This window comes from Citricoccus sp. NPDC079358, from assembly GCF_040702545.1.
GTDB lineage: Bacteria > Actinomycetota > Actinomycetes > Actinomycetales > Micrococcaceae > Citricoccus.
Genome location: NZ_JBFBLI010000015.1, coordinates 37,574 through 60,864 on the forward strand (window position 1 = coordinate 37,574; position 23,291 = coordinate 60,864).

The window sequence follows — 23,291 nt, forward strand, 5'->3', positions numbered from 1 at the left end:
TCCGGGCTCACGTGCGGTTCCGCGCCATGGCCCGGAGCAGGGCCGCCACGACGCGTTCCTGCTGTTCCTCCGTGATGTGGGGGAAGATCGGCAAGGACAGCAGCCGGTCCGCCGCAGCCTCCGTGACGGGAAAGGCTCCCCGGGCCCGGCCCAGGTGTTCGTAGGCACCGGTGAGGTGCACGGGCACGGGGTAGTGCACCCCGGCTCCGATCCCCACGGCACGCAGGCTGTCCACCACGGCGTCGCGGTTCTCCAGCTGAACGGTGTAGAGGTGCCAGACGTGGTGGTTGCCCTCGGCCGCGGTGGGCAGCCACACGTCACCGGAGTCGGCCAGGGGCCGCAGCAGTTCCGTGTACCGGGCCGCAGCGGCCCGGCGCCCCTCGTTCCACCGCTCCAACCGGGCCAGTTTGGCCCGCAGCACCACGGCCTGGACCGTGTCCAGCCGCGAGTTCATGCCGACCGTGCTGTGCCGGTATTTGGACGGGCTCCCATGCTCGCCCAGCACCCGGACGCGGGCCGCGAGCTCGGGGTCGTTGGTCATCACGGCGCCGGCGTCCCCGGCGGCCCCGAGGTTCTTGCCCGGATAGAAGCTGGTGCCGGCCGCCAGCCCCAGGCTGCCGGCCATCCGGCCGTGCCGGAAGGCCCCCTGTGATTGGGCCGCGTCCTCGATGACCGCGACGCCGGCCCGCTCGGCCTGCGGCCGGATCCGCTCGACGAACGCCGTCTGGCCGTAGAGGTGGACCGGCATGACGGCCTGGGTGCGCTCCGTCATGGCGGCGAGCGCCGCCTCGGGCTCGATCAGCAGGTACTGGGGGTCCACATCCACCAGCACGGGCACGGCGCCGATCCGGCTGACGGCCTCGGCGGTGGCGATGAAGGTGTTCGCCGGAAGGATGACCTCTCCCCCGGGCTGCACGCCGGCGGCCCGCAGCGCCAGCTCGAGGGCGTCGGTGCCGTTGCCGACGCCCACGCAGTCGGAGACCTCGATGAAGGCGGCGTATTCGGCCTCGAAGGCCTGGACGTCCGGCCCACCGATGAAGGCGGTCGTGTCGAAGACGCGGCGCAGACCGGCCTGGACTTCGTCGTCGATCTCGCGCTGCTGGGCGCCGAGGTCCACGAAGGGGACGGGCGGTGCGGTCTCCTGGAGGGCAGCCGCTCCGGGACCGGACGCGGGGATCACGGGGGTCTCGGGGATCGAGCCGATGGTGACGAGTGTGTCGGTGATGTTCATTGCAGGGCCATCCCCTTCAGTTGGTCCAGGACGCGTGCCTCGACGGCTGCGTCGGTGTCGGAGTTCGATTGGATGTGGACGGCGAGGTGGTGGTCCTCGAAGCCGTCGACGAACGCTGCGGCGTCGTCCCGGTCCATCGGCGTCGGGGACCAGTAGCTGTGGCAGCGGGTGTGGTCCCGTTGGAAGCTGGTGTCCCGCTCGGAGCCGAAATGCCGGACATACGTGCCGTAGAGGATGTCTTCGCTGAACTGGAGGTGACGGGAGGCCGCCACGGCCCAGGGCTGCCCGGTGACGAGCTCGACCCGTGCCAGGCACTGGCGGAGCAGTTCCGCGTCCCAGGACACCACGCCGCCCACGTGGTCCGGGTAGCTGGGCCGGCCTGTCCACGGCAGCCCCAGGAGCTCGTGGGCCACCTGGCACCAGCGGTAATGGCGCTTCATGGCCGGGGTGATGGCCTCCTCCACGCCGTACAGGCGGACGACTCCCTCGCGGACGAAGTCCCGCGTGGTGACGGGCCGGACCAAGACCGCGTCGGAATCGATGTTCAGCAGCAGCCGGGCATCGACGCGATGGGTCAGGCCCATCTTCACGAGCTGCTGCAGCACCCAGCCCCGGACCGGGCGCCAGGGCCGCCGTCTCTCCACGGCAGCACAGTTCATCGAGGACGGCAGACCGGGGACCCGCCCCATCCGGGACGCCAGCCGGTCCGTGGCCACCAGTCCCGGTGGCATGACCTCCTGGTAGGTCCACACGGTCAGCCGCGGTGGGCCGGTCTCCCGGAACAGCTCGGCATCGATCCCCGGCACGATGACGTGGTGCATCACCGTCTCGTCCGTGCAGTCCAGGACGGACTGGTGAAGCCGGCGGAATCCCTCGAGATCCGGGCGGTAGGACGGGGTGACGATGGCCATGTCCTTCATGCGATAGCTCCTTCTCGGGCCCACTGTTCGCGGTCCACTACGGACCCGAAGCGCATGGAGGTGAAGTACCGGGCACTGGTGGCCGCGGAGCGCGCGAGCGACCGGGCCACGGTGGCTCGGGGCGCCCGGCCCAGGGCCGTGTCCACGTACAGGGCGGCCAGGTGCTCGGCAGCCCGGTCGAGGTCATAACGGGTGGCCACGAGGTCCCGGCCGAAGGCCCCCAGCCGGAGGCGCAGGGCGGGTGACTCCGCCAGGGACTCCAGCGCCCCCGCCAGGTCGCGGATGCCGGCCCCGCGCCGGCCGTACCAGCCGCTGTGCAGGAAGCCTGCCGCGGTGGTCTCGTCCAGGGTCCGCCAGAATCCGGCCTCGCCGTGGACCACGAGCGGTTTGGCGTGGGCCAGTCCCTTGATGGCGGAGGACCCCATGCCCAGCACGATGTCCGCCGCCTCGTAGGCCGGGGCGGCGTCCAGCTGGAAGCCCACCGGCTGCACCACGGTCCAGCCGTGGTGCGCGTTGACGGCGGCCGCCCGCCGCTGCACGGCCTGCAGCCCTTCCCCGTCTCCCGCGATCAGCAGCCGGACGGGCCGGGTCGCCGCCATCCGGTCCACCACGCGGATGGCCTCCAGCACGCCCTGGAGTTTCTCGAGGGCCGTGGTGAGCATCGAGACGATCGAGATCACCAGGGCGCCGTCCGGGATGCCGAACCGGGCGCGGGCCGCGGCGATGTCCGTGGTCCGGTACCGGTCCATGTCCACGGGCGGTTCCAGCAAGTGGGCCCGGCGGCCCTGCTCCAGCATCCGCTGCTGGAGTTCGGGCGTCCCGACGACGAGGGGCACGTGGGTGGGCAGGAACCGGGGCACGTCCATGGACATGACGGACATCAGCAGGGGGACCTGCCGCCCGGCGCCGAAGGCCGCCTGCAGGCAGGACCGCCACTCATAGGCGTGGATCAGGTCGATGCGGTGCTGCCGCACGACCTCCTCCAGCCGCCGTGACCACCCCAGTCCGGGGGCGTCCGGCGCGGGGGCCTCGGCCCACTCGAGGCCGGTGTCCCGCAGGAGCTCGGTCAGGACGCCGGGGGCTGAATAGATTATCGGCTCGTGACCGTAGTGCCGCATGGCCGCGGCCATCTCGATCGCGTTCAGCTGGCTTCCGCCCATGCCGAGCTGGTGGGGGCACACGAGGACTCTCATGCTCTGCTTCCTTTCATGGCGATCAGACGCGTCAGGGCGCCCTCGGTTGAGGGAACGACGCCGGCCGGTTCCGTTCCGCGGAGCGGCCCGGCTGGGTTTCCGGCCCAGGTCTGGGCGTCCGGCACGTCCTGCAGCACCACGGCCCCCATCCCGATCACGGCGTCCTCCCCGACCCGGACGTCCTGCCGGACGGAGGCCTGCATGCCGAGATAGGCGCGGGAGCCCACGTGCACCCGGCCGGCCAGCGTGGTGCCGGCCGCGCAGGTGACGTAGTCGCCGAGGAGGTCATCATGCGTGAGCACGGTGCGGGGCATCAGCACGGTGTGGCGGCCCAGGGTGACATCGCCGGTCAGCACGCAACCGGCCAGGACGATGGACCCTGCACCGAAGGTCGATCCGTCGCCGATCACTGCGGAGGGGTGGATGTGGGTGGCGTACCGCTCCTCGCCCACGCCGAAGGTCGCCAATCGCGCCACGATCGCCGCACGGGCCCGGCCCGACCCCGCGCACACCAGCAACCGTTCCGTGCGGGTGGCCGCGAGGTCGAGCCCCCCGAGGACGGGTAACCCGGCCACCGAGGTGCCGTGCAGCGAGACGTCATCGTCCAGAAAACCCATCACCTCGTCGGCCCCATCAGCAGCAAGGTGGCGGCCCACGGGTGCGGAGGACCGGATGGAGGCCAGCGTCTCTCGCGCCAAGCCACTGGCGGCCACGAGCAGGAGGCGTGTCATGACTCCAGCCGTTCCGTGGTGGCGGCGTGGTGGCGGGTGTTGCGCGGGGACTCCGCGGCGGCCCTGATGCTCGAGGTCACCCGGCGGTGCTCGTCCTCGGTCATGGAGTGGAACACCGGCAGGATCAGCGTGTTGTCGGTGAGCCTCTCGGTCATGGGTAGGGGCCTGACCAGGCCCGAGTGACCGGCGTAGGCGTCCTGGCGGTGGGCGGCCATGATGCCTCGGCGGGCGGAGATCCCGTCCGCCGCCAGCCACTCGAGCAGTTCCTCGCGGTTCAGCGGGAAGTCGGGCAGGACCTCGACCCAGAAGGACTGGAAGTTGGAGGTGCCGTACTCCGGGTCCGTGACGTAACGCAGCCCGGGCAGGGTGGACAGCACCGCCCGGTAGTCCTCTGCCAGGGCACGGCGCCGGCGGACCATCTCCGGCAGCTTGCCCAGCTGGACCAGGCCCATGGCCGCCTGCAGGTCCGTCATCCGGTAGTTGAACCCCACTTCGGGGTAGCTCTCCTGGACGGGCAGCACGGAGGTGTGCCGCTCTGCCGCGGACACGTCCATGGAGTGCTCCCGCAGTCGCCGGGCGCGGGCGGCCCACTCGGGGTTGTCCGTGGTGAGCATGCCCCCCTCTCCGGTGGTGAGCAGCTTGCGCGGGTGGAAGGACCAGGCGGTCACATCCGCCCCCGCACCGACGGGGTGACCGCGGTACGTGGACCCCGCCCCGCAGGCGGCGTCCTCGACCAGGGCCAGGGAATGCCGGTCGCACAAGGTCCGGATCGGGTCCAGGTCCACGGGGACGCCGCCCTGGTCCACGGCGATCACGGCCGTGGTCCGGGGCGTCAGCACCGCATCCAGGGTCTCGGCCGTCACGTTGCCGGTCACCAGGTCCACATCCGCGAACACCGGCCGGGCTCCCAGGTAGGTCACCACGTTGGCCGTGGCGATGAAGGAGAACGAGGGGACGATGACGTCGTCGCCGGGCTGCACCCCCGCCACGAGCAGGGCCAGGTGCAGGGCTGTGGTGCAGGAGGAGGTGGCCACGCCGTGGGACACCCCGTGGGCCGTGCTGAAGGCCCGTTCGAACTCGACGGTCCGGGGCCCCTGGGCGACCCAGCCCGAGGCGATGACCCGGGAGACGGCTTCGGCCTCTTCCGGGCCCAGCCAGGGCTTCATCACGCTGATTCTGCTCATCGTCGTCTTTCCGGTTCTGGTTCGGGCGGCTTAGGTGGCGGCCGGTGCGCTGGCGATGAGGGAGCGGCCGGCGGCCACTTCCTCGCGGAGGGGCCGCCACCACTCGACGAGCCGTCGCAGGCCCTCGTCGAGTCCGGTGGTGGCGCGGAACCCGAGGTCCCGTTCGGCGGCCGAGGTGTCCGCGAGGCGGCGGACCACGGAGTTCACGGCCCGCTCGGGCCCGTACTCGATCGGGAGGTCGGAGCCCATGACGCGCAGCAGGGCCTCCGCGAGGTCCTTGAGCGAGGTCTCGGTGCCGGAGGCGATGTTGTAGACGCCCTCGGTGATCGGGCTGGCCGCGGCCAGGAGGTTGGCGCGGGCGATGTCCCCGGCGATGACGAAGTCCATGGTCTGGCTGCCGTCCCCGAAGATCAGGGGCGGCAAGCCGTCGTCGATCCGTTCCATCCACCGCACGAGCACCTCGGTGTACTTGCCGTGCACGTCCATGCGCGGGCCGTACACGTTGAAGTAGCGCAGCATCACGTAGTCCAGCCCGTACATGGCCCGGAAGCTGGCCAGCAGGCCCTCGTTGAAGGTCTTGGCCGCGCCGTAGATGGTGTCGTTGTTGTACGGATGGTGGCGCTCCGTCGTCGGGAATTGCTCCGCCATGCCGTAGACCGAGGCGCTGGAGGCCGCGACGACCCTCGGGGCACGGCGGCCCCCGGCGGAGGCCGCCGCGGAGGCGGAGTTCCCGACGGCGGCGACCGCCTCGAGGACGTTGAAGGTGCCGTTTACCATGACGTCCACGGCCAGCCGGGGGTCCTCGGCGCACTGGGTGATGCGGATGGCGGCCTGGTGGAACACGGTGTCCACGCCGTTCCGGTCCGCCACGAGGTCCCGGACAAGGGCCCGGTCGAGGATGTCACCCTCCACGAGCTCCACGCGTCCGCTCTCCAGCGCCGCGGCGATGTTGGACCGGCGCCCTCGGACCAGGTTGTCCAGGATGGTCACCTTCTCGGCACCGGCCGCCACCAGCTGGTCGACGATCTCGGAGCCGATGGTGCCGGCACCTCCGGTCACCAAGAACCGGCGGCCGTTCAGGGAGTTCAGGTCTGGGGTCTGTTCGGAGTTCACAGCGCTGCCTCCAGCGTCGAGTCGGGGTGGGTGGACGGAGTGAGAGCGGAGGGAGCGGAGAGGGCGGAATGAGCAGCAGGACCAGCGAGCGCTGACGGACCGGCCTGCCCAACCTGTTTCTTCGCCCCACCGGCGGCCAGGGAGGCACTGGCGGCTTCGAGCACGGCGAGCACCCGCAGTGCGGAATCGCCGTCGGTGGGCGCCGGCTGGTCCGTGCGGATGGCCTCGGCGAAGGACGTGACCATCAGGCCCAGGGGCTCGAACTCGGACAGCGCCGGGGACCAGGTGTCCCCCAGGCGGTAGGAGATCGCCGCGCCCTTGCGGGAGGCCGCGTCCCCGTAGACCTGCTCCTGGCGGCCCAGGTCCACGCCCCGGTCGAAGATGCTCAGCCGCTGCTGCGGATTCAGATCGTCCCAGACCAGGGTCTTCTTGCTGCCGCCGATCACCATCTGCCGGATCTTGGTCGGGGACAGCCAGTTGACGTGCACATGGGCCAGGGCACCGTTCGGCAGCGGCAGGGCGAGATAGCCCACACAGGACTTGCCGGAGCGCAGCGGGTCAGCGCCCTGGGCCGAGACGGCCACCGGTTCCAGGCCGCCCGGGAGGATGAAGTCCAGGATGGAGAGGTCGTGCGGGGCCAGGTCCCAGAAGACGTCCACGTCTGGCTGGACCAGTCCCAGGTTGATGCGGACCGAGTCCACGTAGAGGATCTCGCCCAGCTCGCCGGAGGCGATGAGCTCACGGATCTTGAGCACGGCCGGGGTGTAGCAGTAGGTGTGGTCTGCCATCAGGACGGTGCCGGCGGCGCGGGCGGCCTCCACCATCTCGCGGCCGCGCTCGGTGGTGTCCGCCAGGGGCTTCTCCACCACCACGTGCTTGCCGGCGGCGATGGCCTGCATGGCGATCGCATGGTGGGTGCGGGCCGGCGTCGCGATGGCCACGGCGTCCACCTCGTGCTCGGCGAGCAGCTCGTCCACGGAGGTGACCACGGCCGGCTCGCCGGTCTTCCGGGCCAGCTCCTCGGCCCGTTCGCGGTCCATGTCACAGATGGCGACCAGCTCCCAGTCGGAGCTCATGGCGAAGTTCCGGGCCAGGTTGGGTCCCCAGTAACCGGCACCGATGACGGCGACGCGGAGGGCGGGGTTGACGGTGGAATCGGCGGCGATACTCATCAGTACGCTCCTTCGGGTTGGATCATGACTTTGAAGGTGCGCCACATGATCTGAAGATCGCCCGTGACGGACCAGTTCTCGACGTAGTAGAGATCCAGGCGGACGCTTTCGTCCCACCCCAGGTTGGAGCGGCCGTTGGTCTGCCACAGGCCGGTGAGTCCGGGCTTGATGAACAGCCGGCGGCCCTCGTGGCCGGCATACGCCGCCACCTCGTCCGGCAGCGGGGGCCGGGGGCCGACGAGGGACATGTCCCCCTTGAGCACGTTCCAGAACTGCGGCAGCTCGTCCAGCGAATGGTGCCGGAGGCGGGTGCCGATCCGGGTGACCCGGGGGTCGTCCTTCAGTTTGAACAGCGGTCCCGCGCCCTGGTTGGCGAGCGCGAGCGCGGCCTTCTGCTGCTCGGCGTCCGCCCGCATGGTGCGGAACTTGTACATCCGGAACGGCGTGCCGCGGCGTCCGGTGCGGGTCTGGGCGAAGAACACCCCGCCGGGCGAATCCCGGTGGATCATCAACGCCAGAACCCCGAAGAGGGGCAGCATCAGCAGCAGCGCCACGGCGGAGACGGCGATGTCCATGGTGCGTTTGACCAGGTGCCGTCCGCCGTCGAAGGTGGGTTGCTCCACGTGCATCAGCGGCAGTCCCTCCACGGGGCGGACGCTGATCCGGGGGCCGGCCACGTTGGTCAGCGAGGACACCACGATCAGTTCGGCCCGGGACTCCTCCAGGGACCAGCCGAGATCACGGATGGCCTGGTTCCCGCCGGTCAGCGACCCGGCCACGATCACGGCGTCGGCGTGCAGCCGTGCCACGGCGGAGGTGACGTGGTGGGTGCCGAGGAAACTGGGGGCGTGGCGGGAGGCGAGGGAGGTCTTCTCCTCGTCCTCGGACGTGGCCTCCCCGTCCAGGACCACCCCGACCACCCGGTAGGCGGCACCGGACTTCCGCTCGATCTGGCGCAGCACGTACTGCACGTCGGCCGTTTGGCCGACCACCACGACGTCGGACAGGGCGCAGCCGTGGATGCGCCGCCGGTGCAGCCACGAGCGCCAGAGCCACCGGCCCGTCAGCAGTCCGACCAGGCCGGCGGGGAAGGCGATGAGCAGGAAGTACCGGCCCCCGGTGCCACCCACCAGCAGGGCGAGGATCGCGAAGAGCCCGGCGGTGGCTGCGGTGGCCTCGAGGACCCGCTTGTACTCGGTCGCCCCCACGGCCAGGGTCCGCGCCGAGCGCGTCCGGAACAGCTGCAGCATGCCTACCCACAGCAGGGTGACGACGCCGGCCACCACCGCGGCGGGCCGGTCCGGGTCTGTGAAGGCGAGCGCGGAGACCTGACCGCCCAGGGCCGTGGCCAGGACGACCAGGACCACATCGGTCACGAGCACGCTGCGCCGGTAGCGGTCCCTCCAGTAGGTGGCCGGGACAGAGGTGGTCAGCTGGAGCGTGGCCGGCGCCTCCACGGTGCTGCCGAGGGTGGAGATACTGTGCCGGCCGGAGGGCGCCGTTCCCCCGAGGGCGCGCCAGGCGCGGAAGGGGTTGGGCAGCGATGAGCGACGGCTGGACCGGGACGCCGCGCCGACGGCGCGGTGGTGCGGTGCGATCACGCGTTCAGTGGCCTGGGACATGATCACATCCCGAACCCATGCCGGCGCGCGGCGACAACGAAGTACTGCATTGGATCTCCCACCGGGGTTGGTGCGGGAGCCACCCATGAGCGTGGCGAAGGACGGTTGACCGTTCAGGAAGGCCGGGGATGACCTGCCGTTCGGACACCCTGAGCGTAGGTTCGGGGACCCCCGTCACACACCCGTATCGGCCTACTCGACTTGTCTCCGTGGACCGCGTGCGGAGTCCCTGCCCATCCCCTACGGGTACCCGGCCCCCACGTGGAATGACGCCTGCCACACTGGTGCCGGTCGCGATGGGTGAGGCACCCGTCCCCCGTGGGGGGCGGGTGCCTCTAGTGGACCGGCCTCCGGAAGCGCTCACTACGCGCATCAGAACGGGAGGTCGCGCAACTCAGAACTGGAGGTCGCGCAGCTCAGATCGGTCGGCGATGCCCAACTTCGTGAACACCCGGTACAGGTGCCCCTCCACGGTCCGCTGGGAGACGAAGAGCTTCTCCGCCACGGCGGCGTTGCTCAGCCCCTGGGCCGCCAGGTCCACGATCTCCTGCTCCCGCGCGGTCAGCTCCCCCAGGGCCAGGGCCCCAGCGATGTACGGCGGAAAGACGACGCCGGCCCGGTTCTGCAACTGCTTGAGCCGACGAAGCGCCTCGCCTCGGCGGCGCAGGTCACCCGCCCGGTGGTGCAGCAGGATCAGCCGCGCCCAGCACAGCGCCGCCGGTAGGACCGCTCCAGCGGCGGCCTCTTCCTCGGCTGCCTCTGCCAGTCCCCTTGGGTCCCGGGCCAGGAACGGGTCCAGGGCCCGGGCGATTCCCTTGGCGCGTGGTCCCCGCGTGGCAGTGGCGAGGCCGTGCAACTCCTCGATCACGGCCTCGTCCAGGTCCACGGGGTCCCGCAGCAGCATCAGGCTGAGCAGAATCTCCCGCCGGATGACGGGGTCGTGCTCCAGCCGCGGATCCTCCAGGATCCGGTGCCACAGCGGTCGGCCCTCATCCGCAGCGTCCGGATTGCGATCCTCGGCGATGCTGAACAGGGCCAGGGACAGCAGCCAGCGGCTCTCCGGGCCGTAGGTCGCTCCCGCCGCACGCTCCTCGGCGGTGGGGCTGGGCAGACCCACCGTGACGGCGGCCCGCTGCGGTGCCAGCAAGGCCTCGGCGAACCGGAGCATCTGGGCGGGATCGTGGTGCCGCAGCTCCACGACGGCGTCTTCCAGCCAGGCGGACGCCTGCAACGGCGCCCCGTCGGCCGTCTCGGCCAGGTGCTGCAGGACCAGGACCGTACCGGACCGCTGATGCCACTGGCGTGGTTCCAAACTCAACTGGTCCACCAGGACAGCCCTGGCGCGGTCCGTGTATCCCGCCATGAGGTAAGCGAGCACCAGGCCCACCAGGGCGTCCAGGCCGAACCGGGCGGAGAAGGCCGGGACGGTGGCCGCGAGTTCGTAGGCCCGTTCCGCGGCCGGGATGGCCGCGTCCGGTTGTCCGGCCATGGTCAGGGCATCGGCCCGCATGAGCAGCATGATGGCCCGGGTGAAGTCCGGGGTCTGCGGATCATCCACCAGGAGCCGGGCCTGCTCCAGCAGTTCGGGCCGGTGCAGGTGGACGCCGTCGTTGACCAGCATGTCCACCATCGTGGCCAGGGACGCCGGGGTGACGGTGTGCTGTGGCAGCCGCTCCCGGAGCTGGGTCATCAACGTGGGCACGGCGGCCCAGGGAGTGGGTGCGTCGCCGGTCCGTACCCGGTTCAGGGCCAGCAGGCAGAGCGCCTCCAACCTGAGGTTCGGATCCGTGGTCCGGACCGTCAATTCCTCCAGCTCCGTGCTGGCCGCCCAGGTCCGTCCACCCACGAGCATGAGTTCGGACACGAGCAGGGCGGCCCGCGGATCCTGTGACTCGGACAGGAGGGGGGCCATGGCGCGGGCGGTGGGCCAGTCCTTGGCCTGCAGGGCGCGGTAGCCGGCGTCCATGATCTCACCGAGCGGCACCGGCTGTCCGCATTCCAGCGCCCAGAGGACGCTGCGGGCGGTCCGGTGTTCTGGCGCGTCGCCGCCTGCGGCGTGCCACCTCTTGTACAGGTCGAAGCTGCGACCCGGCGGGATGCGGGCCCGCAGTACCTCGGCGTGGATGGCCGCCGCGGGACCCACCGTATCCGCGGACTTCCCCTCCCGCAGGAAGCCGGCATCCAGCAGGTCATGGACGTGTTCCCCCGCCACGGTCCTCAAGAGGGACCGAGGCACCCACCCGGCCAGCGCCACAAGGTCGAGTGTCTCGCGTTCGCCAGCCAGCAGGGAACCGTGCATGGCCTCCACCGTGTCGATGAGCCGCCCGTCCGGATCCGGTGCGGCTCGCAACAGCATCCACGGCGCCGGCCGTCCCGGTAGTGCCGCTCCCTTGGGAGCCCGCACGAGGATCCCCTGGTCATGCGCGGACGCGAGGAAGGCGTTGATCAACCGGGGGTTGCCACCGGTCATCCCTCGGATGGTCCGCACGGCGGCCTCGGTCAGCGGTCCGTCGAGGACTCCCGTGCACTGCCGCCGGACCTGGTTCAGGTCTGCGGGCTCCAGCCGGATGGTACTCAGCACACCGGTATCCGCCAGCGCCGCGATGCCGGACTCCCGGCCGAGTGATCCGGTGCCGATCGTCAGCAGCGTGGCGGCCCGGTTCTGCACGAGCTGTGCCAACACGAAGGCGCTGGCCGCATCGAGGTGCTGGACGTCCACCACCACGATGACGGGGTTCGACCCGAACTGCTGCAGGGCGCGCAGCACCTCCACGGGGGTGGTGAGTTCGGACAGCGTGGCCAACAGGGGCGTCAGGGCCCCGTACGGCACCTCCCGCAGGGTGGGGCTGCACTGGACAGTCTGCACGTCCGCCGTACGCCCGCTGATCTCCAGTGCGGTCTGGACGAGTGAGGACTTGCCCATGCCAGGCCCACCGAGGATCACGGCACCGGCGAAGCGCTCCCCCTGCAGGATGTCCACCAGGATGTCGACTTCCGGCGTCCTGCGCGGCAGGGTCCGCGGCGGAACGCGGCCCGTGGCGGGTGCGGTCATGACGCGGTCCGTTGCGGGGCGTGTGCCGCAGCCAGTCGGGTCAGCTCGGCACGGCCCTTGAGCTGCAGCTTGGCATAGATCTGGTAAAGGTGTCCTTCCACCGTCCGAATGGAGATCCCGCTGATCCGGGCGATCATGGCATTGCTCTTGCCCGCCACCACGAGCCGAGAGATCTCCTTCTCCCGGCGGGTCAACTCGGCCATCCAGTCTGGCTCGCCCTCCGGGTCCTCGGTTTCCCCACCGCTCTGGCGCGCTGCGGCGGCGGCGGTCTCGGCCAGCCGCCGCAGCTGGGCCTGCGGCAGGTCCTTCAGCAGGGGCGAGCTGATGTGCTCGAAGTGCGCCGCATACCCCGCCGCAGCCAGCTGCTCCAGGGACCGGTACAGCAGGTCCTGATCGCCCTCGAGTACCGAGCGGGCCATCAGCAGACTCGGACCGGAGGTGAGCGTCTGGGTGCCGGCAGCCGTCTCGGCCAGCCGCGGTGCCAGCCACATCTCGCCGAACTGGAAGGCGCTGGCCACCGCGAAGAATTCCACGGCGTAGAGCCCGTCGGCGGCAGCCCGGTCCGCGAGTGCCAGGATCCTCGCCGTCCGCGCCCGGGTGGAGTGGATCTCGCCCGTGGACCAGGCCAGGAACAATTCCGCCAGCCAGCCCAGCCGCCCCAGGGACGGGGCCGCCGCGCGCGGATGTCCCTCCGCCCGGGCGTCCAGCAGCCGCGAGGCGTCCGCTCCGGTCGGGTCGTTCCGGTCGGTGGCACAGAACGCCTGGATGGCGAGGGCCAGCTGAAGGTCGCGTGGTTGGCCTGCCACCTCCAGCTGGGCCGCCGCCCGTGAGGCCCGCTGCTCGGCACGGTCCCGGTACCCCGTCATGGCGTCCAGGGCTGCGATGACCAGATCGGCATACAACACCGCATGGGGGTTTCCATGCCTTCCGGCCAGGACCGCCTCAGCCAGGTCCCGGCACCGCTGAGTCTGCCCGCAGGCCAGCAGGACGGTCAGCATGGACTCCGCCATCACGGCCCGCTCGTAGGGACTGAGCACGTCGTTGACGATCCCCAGGGTCCGAAAACTGGTGAGTTCCCGGTCGAGCGAGACCAGGAGGTCCAGGGCGCCAGCCTGATCGTCCGCCAGGGCCAGCGCCTCAGCGCGGATGGATTTGGCGCGGAAGTGGATGGCCTCACTCGTGAAGAACACCCCGCCGGCGTCGAGCAGTTCAGGACGGTGCTCGGCGGGAACCGCCTCCAGGCGGGCCAAGGCCTCGCGGAGGTCTCCACGGTCCACGGCCAGGGCCGCTGCCTGCACGCTGAGCACGGCAGAGGCCTGTTCCGGGGAACGCCGGATCGCCGCGTCGGCACCATCCAGGTCGCCCACCACGGCACGGGCCCGCGACTCGGCCCAGGCCAGGTGGACCCGGCCCGTGGCCAAGGAAGCCCGCGGGCCGCCGCCCGCAGCCCGGCCGACGTCGGAGAACAGGGAGATGGCTCCCTCGGCATCGCCGATGGCCACCAGGTCCTGGGCCGCCCGGAGCACGCTGAGATATCCGGGATCGAGCGCCTCGAGGGTGCTGGCCAACTCACGGTGGCGGTCCGGTTCGATGGCCGCCAGGATCTCGGCCGCCTGCACGGAGGTCACCAGGGCCAGCCGGCCGCTGTGGCCGTTCCTGATCTCGAGCACTCGCTCGTCATCGAGCTCGTCCAGTTCGGCGGCGAAGCCGGTGTGGATGAGGTCACCGACTCGCATGGGCCCGCAGATCGCCAGCATCTCCAGCAGCGCGCGCTGGCGCACCGGAAGGTCACGCAGCACTGCGGTCGAGGCCCCTCCCGACGTGGATCGGGGCAGCGGTCCCGGGGCGAGGACCCAGCTGGATTCGATGCGCCGCACCTTCCCGGAGACCACGCAGTCCCGGGCCAGCTGCCGCAACCGGTGGACGGATCCTGAGCTGTGCTGCCACAGCACGGTCGAGGCGAAGCGGGACACGGTTCCCTCGAGCACGTCTTCTAGCAGACCGTGGCTCGCCGTAGGGGTCAGCGGCCAGACCGTGATCCCGGTCAGGGTCCCCAACCGGCGCATGGCCGCCAGATCGAGCGGGACCTCCGTCGGCCGCTCGCAGTGCACCACCAGGGTGATGCGGTTGATCTGGGACAGCTGGGCCAGGACGGTGATGGTGTCCGGATCGATCTGATCCGGCTGGGACACGATCACGATGGCCGGCTGCTCTCCGAGCGAGCGCAGGTAGTCGGCCAGTGCCCAGACCATTGCGTGGATCTGCGCCGGCGGCGCCTCGTTCAGTCCCGAGAGCAGGATGGCCAGAGCACCATACGGGGTGGCCGCCGCGAAGGGGCTGCCGTGGAGCCGGAAGACCGCCCTGTCCGGACTGACGCCGGAAAGGGCCGCTTCGATGGTCTCGCGGCGGTCGCCGAGCTCACCGGTCACAATTGCTCCGCCAGCACCGTGGCCCGTCAGGATCCTGCCGAGCGCCTGGGTCGCCTCGTCCGGAGACTCCATCCAGCGGCCGTCCGCCCCCGTGTCCAGCCAGGAGAAATCGAGCGGGGCCAGGCCGGGGACGGTCACGGCATCGTACGCCGACCTTACGGCAGCGTGGATTCCCGGTGCCGGGCCGGGACGTCTGAGCGGGTCGTGCCGCACTAACTCGTCGATCTGGCCTGCGGGCGGCTCGGTCGCAAGCCGTTCGGGCGCGATGGATGGGGACGGGGAGGGAGACGGTTGCATGCTGTGAGCTTCCGGTTCAGAACTGTCCATCCGGAGGGGGATCCGGACGGACCGCCGGGTGAACGGCGGTCAAGGGGCGGGGATGCCTCTGACCACTTGATCCTATGGAGCGCCGGTAGGGAGCGGAAGGCTAGGCCACGGGAATGCGGTCTGCCGGGGTGAATTCAACCCTCAGACTTAACCCTTGACTTTAGGCCTTAAGGATGCTTCGGCCTATTTTCGCCGGTTTTCTCCCGGACAGGGCAGCGGGCGTCCTCGCCGTGGGCGGCCTGGCGCCGCGTGGTTCCGTGTGGTTCCGCCCATAGGATTCGAACCTATACTGCACAGCTCCAAAGGCTGGCGTGCTGCCATTACACCAGGGCGGAAGGGTCGGCGTCGAACGGTCGTCGCGGACCGGCAACCTATTCTTCCACAGAGTCCGGACCTGCGCCGACGACGGTGCACACGCAGGTCTTCCATCGCTTGGAATCCACCCCGCCCAGAGCCTCCACGCCGGTCATAGTGGCCAGACGAGACTGCGGCAGCCGCCGCGAGGATGGAGGAAGCCATGACGGCCGGGATCCTTGACCCCACCATCAGCAGCATCAGCAGGAGAGGCCGGCCCGGCGAGCCGGCCGCGACCACGCAGGCGGTGGCGGCACCTCAGGTGGATTCCCTCCGGGACAAGCGCGTGGGCCTGCTGGAGAACACCAAACGCAACGCCGCGGCCCTGCTGGACGCCGTGGGCACCGTGCTGGCGGAGACCGACCACGTCGACCTGGTCCGGATGACGAAACCGGAATTCGCCATGCCCTTGGCCGCGGACGTGGTGGAGCGCATCATCCGTGACTGCGATGTGGTGGTGATCGGCATCGGCGACTGCGGCTCCTGCAGCGCCGCCGCGGTGGCTGACGGCATCGCCCTGGAGCAGCGCGGAGTGCCCGTGGCGGTCCTGTGCACGGAGGCCTTCGAGGTCACGTCACGTGCCATGGCCGCACTCCAGGGGCGGCCCGACTTCCCTGTGCTCCTCATGCCGCATCCGATCGCCAATCTGACGGACGGGGACCTCACCGAACGCGGCCAGACGCTGGCGTCCCGGGTGCGCGGCCATTTCCTCAGCCCGGCCGCATGAGCCCGGAACTGGAGGGGACCCCGGCCCCGGTGGGCACCACCGTCCCGGAATCCCGGCTGGACCCCACCGCCTCCCGCGCCATGGCCGAGTACCTGTTCGACCGCGGGTGGTCCGACGGCCTGCCCGTGCTGCCGGCCACGCAGGAGGTGGTCGAGGAGTTCCTGCTCCACACCGACCGGGACCCGGACGAGATCCTGGCCGGTCTGCCCCAGCTGGACCGCCACGCCACCGTCCGGGACATCGCCCTGCACGCCGCCATGGCCGGGTGCCGTCCGGAGTACCTGCCCGTCGTGCTGACCGCCTGGGAGGCCCTGTCCCATGAACGGGCGGCTCGGGGTGGCGGCTGGCAGTCCACCAGCGGCCCGGCCCCCCTGGTGATCGTCAACGGCCCGATCCGGCACCGCCTGGGCGTCAACTCCACCGGCGGGGTGTTCGGTCCCGGCTTCCGGGCGAACATGACCATCCCACGCGCCCTGGGCCTGACCGTGCGCAACGGTTTCGGCGTGGTCCCTCAGCAACTGGAACAGGCGACCCAAGGGATCCCGGGCCGCTGGTTCCACTGCGTGGGTGAGGACGAGGAGTCCAGCCCCTGGGCCCCGCACAGCGCCGAGACCGGGGTGCCGGCCGGTCAGGACGCCGTCAGCGTGGTCCTGACCCGGACCAGTGAGTTCATCGACAACCGATCCTTCCGCAGTGCCGGGGAGCTCCTGGAGGACATCGCGGACACCCTGCAACGCAGGGGCCCCTGGATCTTCCGCAGCAGCTCGGCCGTCCTCGTCCTGAACCCGGCGCATGCCCGTGCCCTCGATGACGAGGGCCTGTCGAAGCAGGACGTCCGCCAGTGGCTCGTCGAGCAGGCCGGGCACACCGAGGCCGATCTGGCCGCCGTGGGCAAGGCCCTGAGCGACCGCCCCTTCGGACCCTTCGACCCGGACCACTTCCACCCGGCCGTCACGGACGCCACACCGGCCTCCCTACCGATCGTGGTGGCCGGCTCCTCCAACGCGGCGATCTCCATGGTGGTCCGGGTGTTCAGCACCTGGTCGGGTCAGTCCTTCCCGGTGCACTGACCTTTCCGGTGCACAGAGCCCCACCGACGCCCACCCACACAGATCCCCACGCGCCCCCGTCCACCTCGCTCGCGCCCCTCCCACACCACCCCATCCCGACCTCGAGCCCGACCCCGACCCCAGGAGCATCACACCGTGTCCACCACCGCCCCCAGCCCCCGTACCGGCACGCACCCCCAGGCCTGGTCCGCAGCCGTCCAGGATGAGATCGCCCAGGCCGAGCACACCCCGTGGCTCGCCGGCAAGACCGCCGTCGTCGCCGGTGGCGGCCTGAGCGGGCCCGAAGGCGGCGTGGGTTTCGCCATGGCCTGGCTCTTCTCCCGGGCCGGCGCCGCCATCGCGGTGCTGGACCGGGACCAGGAGGCGGCGCAGCGGACCGTGGACGCCATCCGGGAAGCCGGGGGCCAGGCCAGCCGCTTCGCCGTGGACCTCACCGATGAACACGATGTCCTGGCCACCGTGGACCGGGTGCTGGTCGAGTACGGATCCATCGACGTGGTGGGCAACTCGGTGGGCGGCGGCGGCATCACCGGTATCTTCGAGACCTCCCTGGAGGACTATCAGCGGGCCTTCGACGTCAACCTGGGCACCGCGCTGCTGCTGATGCGCGCCGTGCAGCCCCACATGACCTCCGGCGGGGCCATCATCCACGTCTCCTCCGGGGCGGTGGAGGGCCGCGGCCCCGGACTGCCCTACACGCTGGCCAAGACGGCCCTCGAGAAGCTCTGCGTCGGCGCGGCGGCCACCCTGGCCCCGCGCGGCATCCGGGTGAACTGCATCCGGGTCGGCATGATCTGGGGCGCCTTCGCCGCCCGCGGCATGACCCAGGAACGCCGCGAGCTCAGAGCCGGCAGCGTGGCCCTGCGCACCGAGGGCAACGTCTGGGACATCGCCTCCGCCGCGCATTTCCTGTGCACCCCCGCCGCCCGGTGGATCACCGGCCAGGTCCTCCCCGTGGACGGTGGCGGGACGGTGGCCCCGAGCGCGGGCCAGGCCGGCTCCACCTCCTGACGGTCCGCCCCGGCCTGTCCGCGTCTCCCCCTCCCGCACCGCCCCGGCCTGTCCGCGTCTCCCCCTTCCTCACCGGCCCGCTTCGGCCCCCTTCCCGCCTCCTGCGGGCTTTCATCCGGCGGAAACCGGCCAGTAGGCACGACGCCGGCCCCTAGCCTGAGCCACACCCACCTCCGGTGCGCCCCGCGAGCCCCGGCTCGCGCTCGCCACGGTGCTCGCGGCCTCCGGCATCCGCCGGTCCGGCCCGGGCGACGGCGTACCCCAACCGGGTGGGCACCGGAGGACTGACCGCGATGAACCAGAACCCACCCGTGGACATCCACGGCGTCCGCGACCGGCTCCGCGACACCGCGCTGGGACACCCGAAGCGCACGGCCGCCTCCCGCGTCCTGTCCCTGCTGGACGCGTTCGGCCACCGGGGTGAACCGCTGACCCTCTCCGAGATCGCCCGCCGCGCCGACTTGAGCCTGACCACCACCCACCGCCTCGCCCACGAGGTGCGGGAGTGGGGCGGCCTGGACCTGGACGAGGAGGGACGGTATTGCCTCAGCCGCAAGATCCTGGAACTGGCGAGCGCCTCCACGGAGGACCTGCGCATCCGCGAGCTGGCCCTTCCGCACCTGGTGGACCTGCAACGCCGGACCGGACTCACCGTCAACCTCTCCGTGCGGGAGGGCGATGACGTCATGTACCTGGAGGCCCTGCGGGCCCATCCCAACTACACGGGGCAGAACCGCATGGGCGGCCGGCTCCCCCTCCACGTCACCGCCACCGGACTGGTCCTGCTGGCCTTCTCCAGCCGGCAGGAGCAGGACGAGTACCTGGCCACCCCCCTCAAGCGGTACACCCAGTTCACCAAGACCCGGCCTGAGGAACTGCGCGAGAGCATGGACACGGCCCGGCGCGAGGGCCTCCTCCGGCTGGACGGCGCCCTGGCAGCCGGTGCCGGCTCCATCGCGGCCCCAGTGCCCGATGCCCTGGGCCAGGTCGATGTGGCCGTGGGCGCCATCTACGCACTGCGGAACCCGGAACCCCACGGGCTGCCGGACCTGGTCCTCGCCACCGCCCGCCGCATCGCCCGGGCGCGCTCCGAGCGCCCCGTCCTGGACCCCCGCACCATCGCCTTCAACCGGAGCCAGGCCGGGCTGGGCTGACGACGCCGGCCGCGCCGCACCACCGTCCGGCGCGCCTTCCAACGCGTGGAAGGCGCCCTGTGGTCCACATCACAGCCCCAGCAGACTGAGGGAAACCCGGTCCGGACGGTCCCGGTCCACTCCCCCGGCCTCCCGGCAGGGGCAACGGACCCCGAGTGCATTCGCACCCGCCTCCTGACCGGATCCCACCGCCGAGGAGGTGCCGGTGAAGGCCCGATTGATCCACTACGGCAGTCTGCTGTTGTCGTCACTCATCCTGTTCATCGCCGTGATCACGGTGCTGTTCTTCCTGCTGGAGCTGGCCCCGGGAGATCCCATCCAGACCCTGGTCGGGGACGTCCCGCTCTCCGAGGCCTTCCGGGCGCAGATCACCGCCGCCTACGGCCTGGACAAGCCGGTCTGGGAGCGGTACGTGCTCTACCTCGGCAACGTCTTCACCGGAAACCTCGGGTTCTCCTTCGGCACCAACAATGAGCCGGTGCTGGACCTCATCCTCAGCCGGGCCGGGAACACCCTGGCCCTGGCGGTCCCCGCCTTCCTGATCTCCACCATCGGCGGCATCATCCTCGGCTCGATCGCCGCCCGGACCCGCAAGCGCTGGCTGGACGGCGGCATCTCCGGCGGTGCCGTGGCCCTGTTCTCCGTCCCCAACTTCTGGTTCGGCATGCTGCTGATCATGGTCTTCTCGATCTGGCTGGGCTGGTTCCCCACCCAGGGCAAGAGCCCCTACGGGCAGCCCGGCATCGGGCTCGAGTACCTGGTGCTGCCCGTCATCACCATGGCCACCAGCGAGCTGGCGTACAAGACCCGCATCATGCGCTCGTCCATGATCGAGTCCCTGGGCCAGGACTTCGTGGACACGGCCCGCTCCAAGGGCCTTTCCTCATCCCACGTGCTCTGGCGCCATGCCCTGCCCAACGCCCTGTTGCCCATGGTCACGGTCTCCGGCTACAGCCTCGGCTACATCCTGGCCGGGTCCGTGCTCGTGGAGCGCGTGTTCGGCTGGCCCGGCATGGGGCTGCTGTTCATCGACGCCATCAACCGCCAGAACAACATGGTCATCCTGGGCGTGGTGATCGTCCTGACCGTCGTGATCATCCTCGTCAACATCCTCACGGACGTGGTGTACGGGCTGGTCGATCCCCGGTTGCGGGCCCAGTTCTCCCCCCAACGCACCCTGCCGCCCGAGGGCCGGCAGGACCGGCAGAGTGACGAGGTAGCGGCATGACGCAGCAGGAAACCAGCATGGTCCCCCCACCGGAGACCGGCCCGACGGCGGACGCCGTCACGGAGGCAGCCGGGCGCCCCGGCCTCGCCGGCGGAACCGGCGCCGCCGGCACCACGGCGCCACCCGACGGTGCCGGGGCCCCACCACCGGTACGACCGGACGCGCCCGCGGGGGCCGCCGGCCGGCGTCGTCCGCCCGGCACCGAACGGTCCCCCTGGCGCGTGTTCCTGCGCAAGCCCAGCACCATGGTGTTCCTGCCCCTACTGGGACTGTTCGTCCTCATCGCGGCCCTCGGTCCACTCCTGGTGGGCGATCCCTCCGCGACCGGCAACGCCGAACTGCTCGCGCCCAGCGCCGCCCACCCCCTGGGCACCGACCACCTGGGCCGGGACTACCTGGCCCGCGTGGTCAACGGCGGCCAGATCTCCCTCCTGGTGGGCTTCACCGTGGCAGTGCTGTGCATGACCATCGGCCTGGTCGTCGGCGGACTCGCCGGCTACCACGGTGGCTGGATGGACACCCTGATGGTCAAGCTCGCCGAGTTCTTCCAGGTGCTGCCCGGGATCGTACTGGCCCTGGTGGCGGCGGCGCTGCTGGGGGCCAACGTCTTCATCATCGTGGCCATCCTCTCCATCACCATGTGGCCGGCGGTGGCCAGGATCGTGCGGGCCGAGGCCATGCGCATCTCCCAGCTGGGTTACGTCGAATCCGCCCGCGCCGCCGGGTTCCGGTCCGCGCGCATCATCTGGTCCGATGTGCTGCCCAACGCCCTGCCGCCCGTGCTGGTGGCCACGTCCATGACGGTGGGAAGGGCCATCCTCATCGAGTCGGGCCTGGCCTACCTGGGCATCGGCGACCCGTCCCACCCCTCCTGGGGTGCCCTGCTGAACTCCGCGCAGGCCTACATGCGGGACGGCTGGTGGCTGGCCGTGGCCCCGGGCCTGTGCATCTTCCTGGTGGTGCTCGCCGTCAACATGCTCGGCGACGCCCTCAACGACGCCTACAACCCCACCGTCGGGAGGGTGAAATGACCACCACAGAGAATCCACTAGCGGCCAGCACCCCGCTGATCGAGCTCACCGGGCTGAACGTGGTGCTGCCGACCGGGGAACGCAGCGAGGTGGAGGCGGTGAAATCGGTGGACCTGGTGGTCCATGACGGCGAGCGCGTCGGCCTGGTCGGCGAGTCCGGGTCCGGCAAGTCCGTCACCGGGCGGTCCATCGCCGGCCTGCTGCCCACCTCCCCCCGGGTTCGGGTGAGCGGATCCATTCGCATCCGCGGCCAGGAGATGGTCGGCGCCCCGGCACGCGCTTGGGACGAGGTCCGGCGCCAGACCGTGGGCATGATCTTCCAGGACCCGCTGACGTTCCTGAACCCGACGATGCGCGTGGGGCGGCAGGTGGCCGAGTCGATCCCCGACCGGCGGCTGGTGCGCTCCGGGGCGGGCGGCGACCGCACGGCGCGGGACCGGGCCGTGTTCCGGTTCCTGCGGCAGGCCGGGTTGCCGGACGCCGAACAGGTTGCCGCGTCCTTCCCGCACGAACTCTCCGGCGGCATGCGCCAGCGGGTGCTGATCGCCATCGCCATCGCCAAGGAGCCGTCCCTGGTCCTGGCCGATGAACCGACCACGGCCCTGGACGCCACCGTGCAGCAGCACGTACTGCGCACCCTGGACGAGACCGTGGCCGAGCTCGGGACCTCCCTCATGCTCATCTCCCACGACCTCGCGGTGGTGGCAGGGATGACCGACCGGGTCTACGTGATGTACGCGGGCCGGATCGTGGAAGAGGGCCCCACCGCCCGGGTGCTCACCGAGCCTCGGCACGAGTACACCCAGGCCCTGCTGCGCAGTGTCCGCAGCCTCACCGACCGGGACACCGACCTGTATTCCATCCCCCTGGCCCTGCGCCAGCGGTTCGCCGAGGAGCCGACCCATGTTGCTTGAGGCCATCGACGTCTCCAAGACGTTCCGTTCCCGCCGCTCATCGGCGCCCGTCCACGCCGTGCAGAACGCCACGCTGCAGGCCAGACCCGGCGAGTTCGTGGCGATCGTGGGTGAGTCCGGCTCCGGCAAGTCCACCCTGGCCCGCCTGCTGCTGGACCTGCTCGATCCCACCGAGGGCTCCATCCAGCTGGACGGACGCGAGGTCGGCTCCATGGACCGCACCGAACGCAGGGCCTACCGGCGCAGCGTCCAGGCGGTGCTGCAGGACCCCGCCGGGTCCCTGAACCCCCGCAAGCGGGTGGTGCAGGCGATCGGGGAGGTCATCCGGCTCCACGGGATGGCCCGGGGGCCCGCCGAGACCCGTCAACGGGTCACCGAGGTCCTCGAGCTGGTGGGCATGGAGCCCGCGGAGGCCTTCATGGACCGCTTCCCGCACGAGCTCTCCGGAGGGCAGCGGCAGCGTGTACTGATCGCACGCGCCATCGCCCTGGATCCCCGCATCATCGTGGCCGACGAGGCCGTCTCCGCCCTGGACGCCTCCGTGAAGGCCGGCGTGCTAGCCGTGATGGCGGACCTGAAGGACCGGCTCGGGGTCGGCTACGTCTTCATCACCCACGACCTGCCGGTGGTGCAGAAGGTCGCCGACCACGTGTACGTCATGCGCCACGGCCGCATCCTGGAGCACGGTCCGAAGGACGAGATCTTCGCGGACCCCTCCCACCCCTACACCCGCGAACTGCTCGCGGCCTCACCGGCCCTGCCCTGACCCGGCCGGCATCCCCTTGCACCTGCACCCAACCCTGTACCCCACCCTGCACCCCACCCTTG

General features: G+C 70.9%; 18 protein-coding genes and 1 tRNA gene. 8 read left to right on the forward strand and 11 right to left on the reverse strand.

Features of this window, described 5'->3' with window-relative positions; genetic code table 11:
- Positions 1–7: 7 nt before the first annotated feature.
- From AB0333_RS15075 to AB0333_RS15125, 11 genes are all read right to left on the reverse strand, one after another.
- Positions 8–1,231, reverse strand: a complete 1,224-nt coding sequence (locus tag AB0333_RS15075; protein ID WP_366219516.1) for a DegT/DnrJ/EryC1/StrS family aminotransferase — start codon at positions 1,229–1,231, stop codon at positions 8–10.
- Positions 1,228–2,151: a DUF6492 family protein gene (locus AB0333_RS15080; RefSeq protein ID WP_366219517.1), complete on the reverse strand. Its 924-nt coding sequence runs from the start codon at positions 2,149–2,151 to the stop codon at positions 1,228–1,230. The genes AB0333_RS15075 and AB0333_RS15080 overlap by 4 nt, the downstream gene beginning before the upstream one ends.
- Positions 2,148–3,344, reverse strand: a complete 1,197-nt coding sequence (locus AB0333_RS15085; RefSeq protein WP_366219518.1) for a glycosyltransferase family 4 protein — start codon at positions 3,342–3,344, stop codon at positions 2,148–2,150. Before AB0333_RS15085 ends, AB0333_RS15080 begins: the two co-directional genes overlap by 4 nt.
- The gene (locus tag AB0333_RS15090) at positions 3,341–4,075 is read right to left on the reverse strand and encodes an acetyltransferase (RefSeq protein ID WP_366219519.1); all 735 of its coding nucleotides are present in this window, start codon (positions 4,073–4,075) and stop codon (positions 3,341–3,343) included. The genes AB0333_RS15085 and AB0333_RS15090 overlap by 4 nt, the downstream gene beginning before the upstream one ends.
- Positions 4,072–5,259: a DegT/DnrJ/EryC1/StrS family aminotransferase gene (locus AB0333_RS15095; protein ID WP_366219520.1), complete on the reverse strand. Its 1,188-nt coding sequence runs from the start codon at positions 5,257–5,259 to the stop codon at positions 4,072–4,074. Before AB0333_RS15095 ends, AB0333_RS15090 begins: the two co-directional genes overlap by 4 nt.
- A gap of 30 nt (positions 5,260–5,289) precedes the next feature.
- On the reverse strand, positions 5,290–6,348 hold the full coding sequence (locus AB0333_RS15100) for an SDR family NAD(P)-dependent oxidoreductase (RefSeq protein WP_366219543.1): 1,059 nt from the start codon (positions 6,346–6,348) through the stop codon (positions 5,290–5,292).
- Positions 6,349–6,368: 20 nt separating this feature from the next.
- Positions 6,369–7,544 (reverse strand): Gfo/Idh/MocA family oxidoreductase, encoded by a 1,176-nt coding sequence (locus AB0333_RS15105; protein ID WP_366219521.1) that lies wholly within the window; start codon positions 7,542–7,544, stop codon positions 6,369–6,371.
- Positions 7,544–9,166: a sugar transferase gene (locus AB0333_RS15110; protein WP_366219522.1), complete on the reverse strand. Its 1,623-nt coding sequence runs from the start codon at positions 9,164–9,166 to the stop codon at positions 7,544–7,546. The genes AB0333_RS15105 and AB0333_RS15110 overlap by 1 nt, the downstream gene beginning before the upstream one ends.
- 394 nt (positions 9,167–9,560) lie before the next feature.
- Positions 9,561–12,218 carry a helix-turn-helix transcriptional regulator gene (locus tag AB0333_RS15115; RefSeq protein WP_366219523.1) on the reverse strand — a complete coding sequence of 886 codons (2,658 nt, stop codon included), beginning with the start codon at positions 12,216–12,218 and terminating at the stop codon, positions 9,561–9,563.
- A complete protein-coding gene (locus AB0333_RS15120) occupies positions 12,215–14,785 on the reverse strand; it encodes a helix-turn-helix transcriptional regulator (protein WP_366219524.1) in 2,571 nt (856 codons plus the stop codon). Before AB0333_RS15120 ends, AB0333_RS15115 begins: the two co-directional genes overlap by 4 nt.
- 449 nt (positions 14,786–15,234) lie before the next feature.
- Positions 15,235–15,309, reverse strand: a tRNA-Gln gene (locus tag AB0333_RS15125).
- 182 nt (positions 15,310–15,491) lie between these two features.
- Between AB0333_RS15125 and AB0333_RS15130 the strand changes: the two genes are divergently transcribed.
- From AB0333_RS15130 to AB0333_RS15165, 8 genes are all read left to right on the forward strand, one after another.
- Positions 15,492–16,055, forward strand: a complete 564-nt coding sequence (locus AB0333_RS15130) for a UGSC family (seleno)protein (RefSeq protein ID WP_366219525.1) — start codon at positions 15,492–15,494, stop codon at positions 16,053–16,055.
- Positions 16,052–17,125: a hypothetical protein gene (locus AB0333_RS15135; RefSeq protein ID WP_366219526.1), complete on the forward strand. Its 1,074-nt coding sequence runs from the start codon at positions 16,052–16,054 to the stop codon at positions 17,123–17,125. Before AB0333_RS15130 ends, AB0333_RS15135 begins: the two co-directional genes overlap by 4 nt.
- Before the next feature lie 135 nt (positions 17,126–17,260).
- Entirely contained in the window at positions 17,261–18,136 is an 876-nt protein-coding gene (locus AB0333_RS15140) for an SDR family oxidoreductase (RefSeq protein ID WP_366219527.1), read from the forward strand.
- 293 nt (positions 18,137–18,429) lie between these two features.
- Positions 18,430–19,290, forward strand: a complete 861-nt coding sequence (locus AB0333_RS15145; protein WP_366219528.1) for an IclR family transcriptional regulator — start codon at positions 18,430–18,432, stop codon at positions 19,288–19,290.
- Between the two features lie 205 nt (positions 19,291–19,495).
- Positions 19,496–20,518: an ABC transporter permease gene (locus tag AB0333_RS15150; protein WP_313821160.1), complete on the forward strand. Its 1,023-nt coding sequence runs from the start codon at positions 19,496–19,498 to the stop codon at positions 20,516–20,518.
- Positions 20,515–21,549: an ABC transporter permease gene (locus AB0333_RS15155; RefSeq protein ID WP_366219529.1), complete on the forward strand. Its 1,035-nt coding sequence runs from the start codon at positions 20,515–20,517 to the stop codon at positions 21,547–21,549. The genes AB0333_RS15150 and AB0333_RS15155 overlap by 4 nt, the downstream gene beginning before the upstream one ends.
- A complete protein-coding gene (locus AB0333_RS15160) occupies positions 21,546–22,463 on the forward strand; it encodes an ABC transporter ATP-binding protein (RefSeq protein ID WP_366219530.1) in 918 nt (305 codons plus the stop codon). Before AB0333_RS15155 ends, AB0333_RS15160 begins: the two co-directional genes overlap by 4 nt.
- Positions 22,453–23,229, forward strand: coding sequence for an ABC transporter ATP-binding protein (locus AB0333_RS15165; protein ID WP_366219531.1), 777 nt, complete (start codon positions 22,453–22,455; stop codon positions 23,227–23,229). Before AB0333_RS15160 ends, AB0333_RS15165 begins: the two co-directional genes overlap by 11 nt.
- Positions 23,230–23,291: the final 62 nt, after the last annotated feature.

Coding starts and splice junctions, on each gene's coding strand:
- AB0333_RS15155 (WP_366219529.1), top strand. CDS start 20,515: ATGACGCAGCAGGAAACCAGCATGGTCCCCCCACCGGAGACCGGCCCG.
- AB0333_RS15160 (WP_366219530.1), top strand. CDS start 21,546: ATGACCACCACAGAGAATCCACTAGCGGCCAGCACCCCGCTGATCGAG.
- AB0333_RS15090 (WP_366219519.1), bottom strand. CDS start 4,075: ATGACACGCCTCCTGCTCGTGGCCGCCAGTGGCTTGGCGCGAGAGACG.
- AB0333_RS15165 (WP_366219531.1), top strand. CDS start 22,453: ATGTTGCTTGAGGCCATCGACGTCTCCAAGACGTTCCGTTCCCGCCGC.
- AB0333_RS15085 (WP_366219518.1), bottom strand. CDS start 3,344: ATGAGAGTCCTCGTGTGCCCCCACCAGCTCGGCATGGGCGGAAGCCAG.
- AB0333_RS15080 (WP_366219517.1), bottom strand. CDS start 2,151: ATGAAGGACATGGCCATCGTCACCCCGTCCTACCGCCCGGATCTCGAG.
- AB0333_RS15105 (WP_366219521.1), bottom strand. CDS start 7,544: ATGAGTATCGCCGCCGATTCCACCGTCAACCCCGCCCTCCGCGTCGCC.
- AB0333_RS15135 (WP_366219526.1), top strand. CDS start 16,052: ATGAGCCCGGAACTGGAGGGGACCCCGGCCCCGGTGGGCACCACCGTC.
- AB0333_RS15145 (WP_366219528.1), top strand. CDS start 18,430: ATGAACCAGAACCCACCCGTGGACATCCACGGCGTCCGCGACCGGCTC.
- AB0333_RS15115 (WP_366219523.1), bottom strand. CDS start 12,218: ATGACCGCACCCGCCACGGGCCGCGTTCCGCCGCGGACCCTGCCGCGC.
- AB0333_RS15130 (WP_366219525.1), top strand. CDS start 15,492: ATGACGGCCGGGATCCTTGACCCCACCATCAGCAGCATCAGCAGGAGA.
- AB0333_RS15110 (WP_366219522.1), bottom strand. CDS start 9,166: ATGTCCCAGGCCACTGAACGCGTGATCGCACCGCACCACCGCGCCGTC.
- AB0333_RS15075 (WP_366219516.1), bottom strand. CDS start 1,231: ATGAACATCACCGACACACTCGTCACCATCGGCTCGATCCCCGAGACC.
- AB0333_RS15095 (WP_366219520.1), bottom strand. CDS start 5,259: ATGAGCAGAATCAGCGTGATGAAGCCCTGGCTGGGCCCGGAAGAGGCC.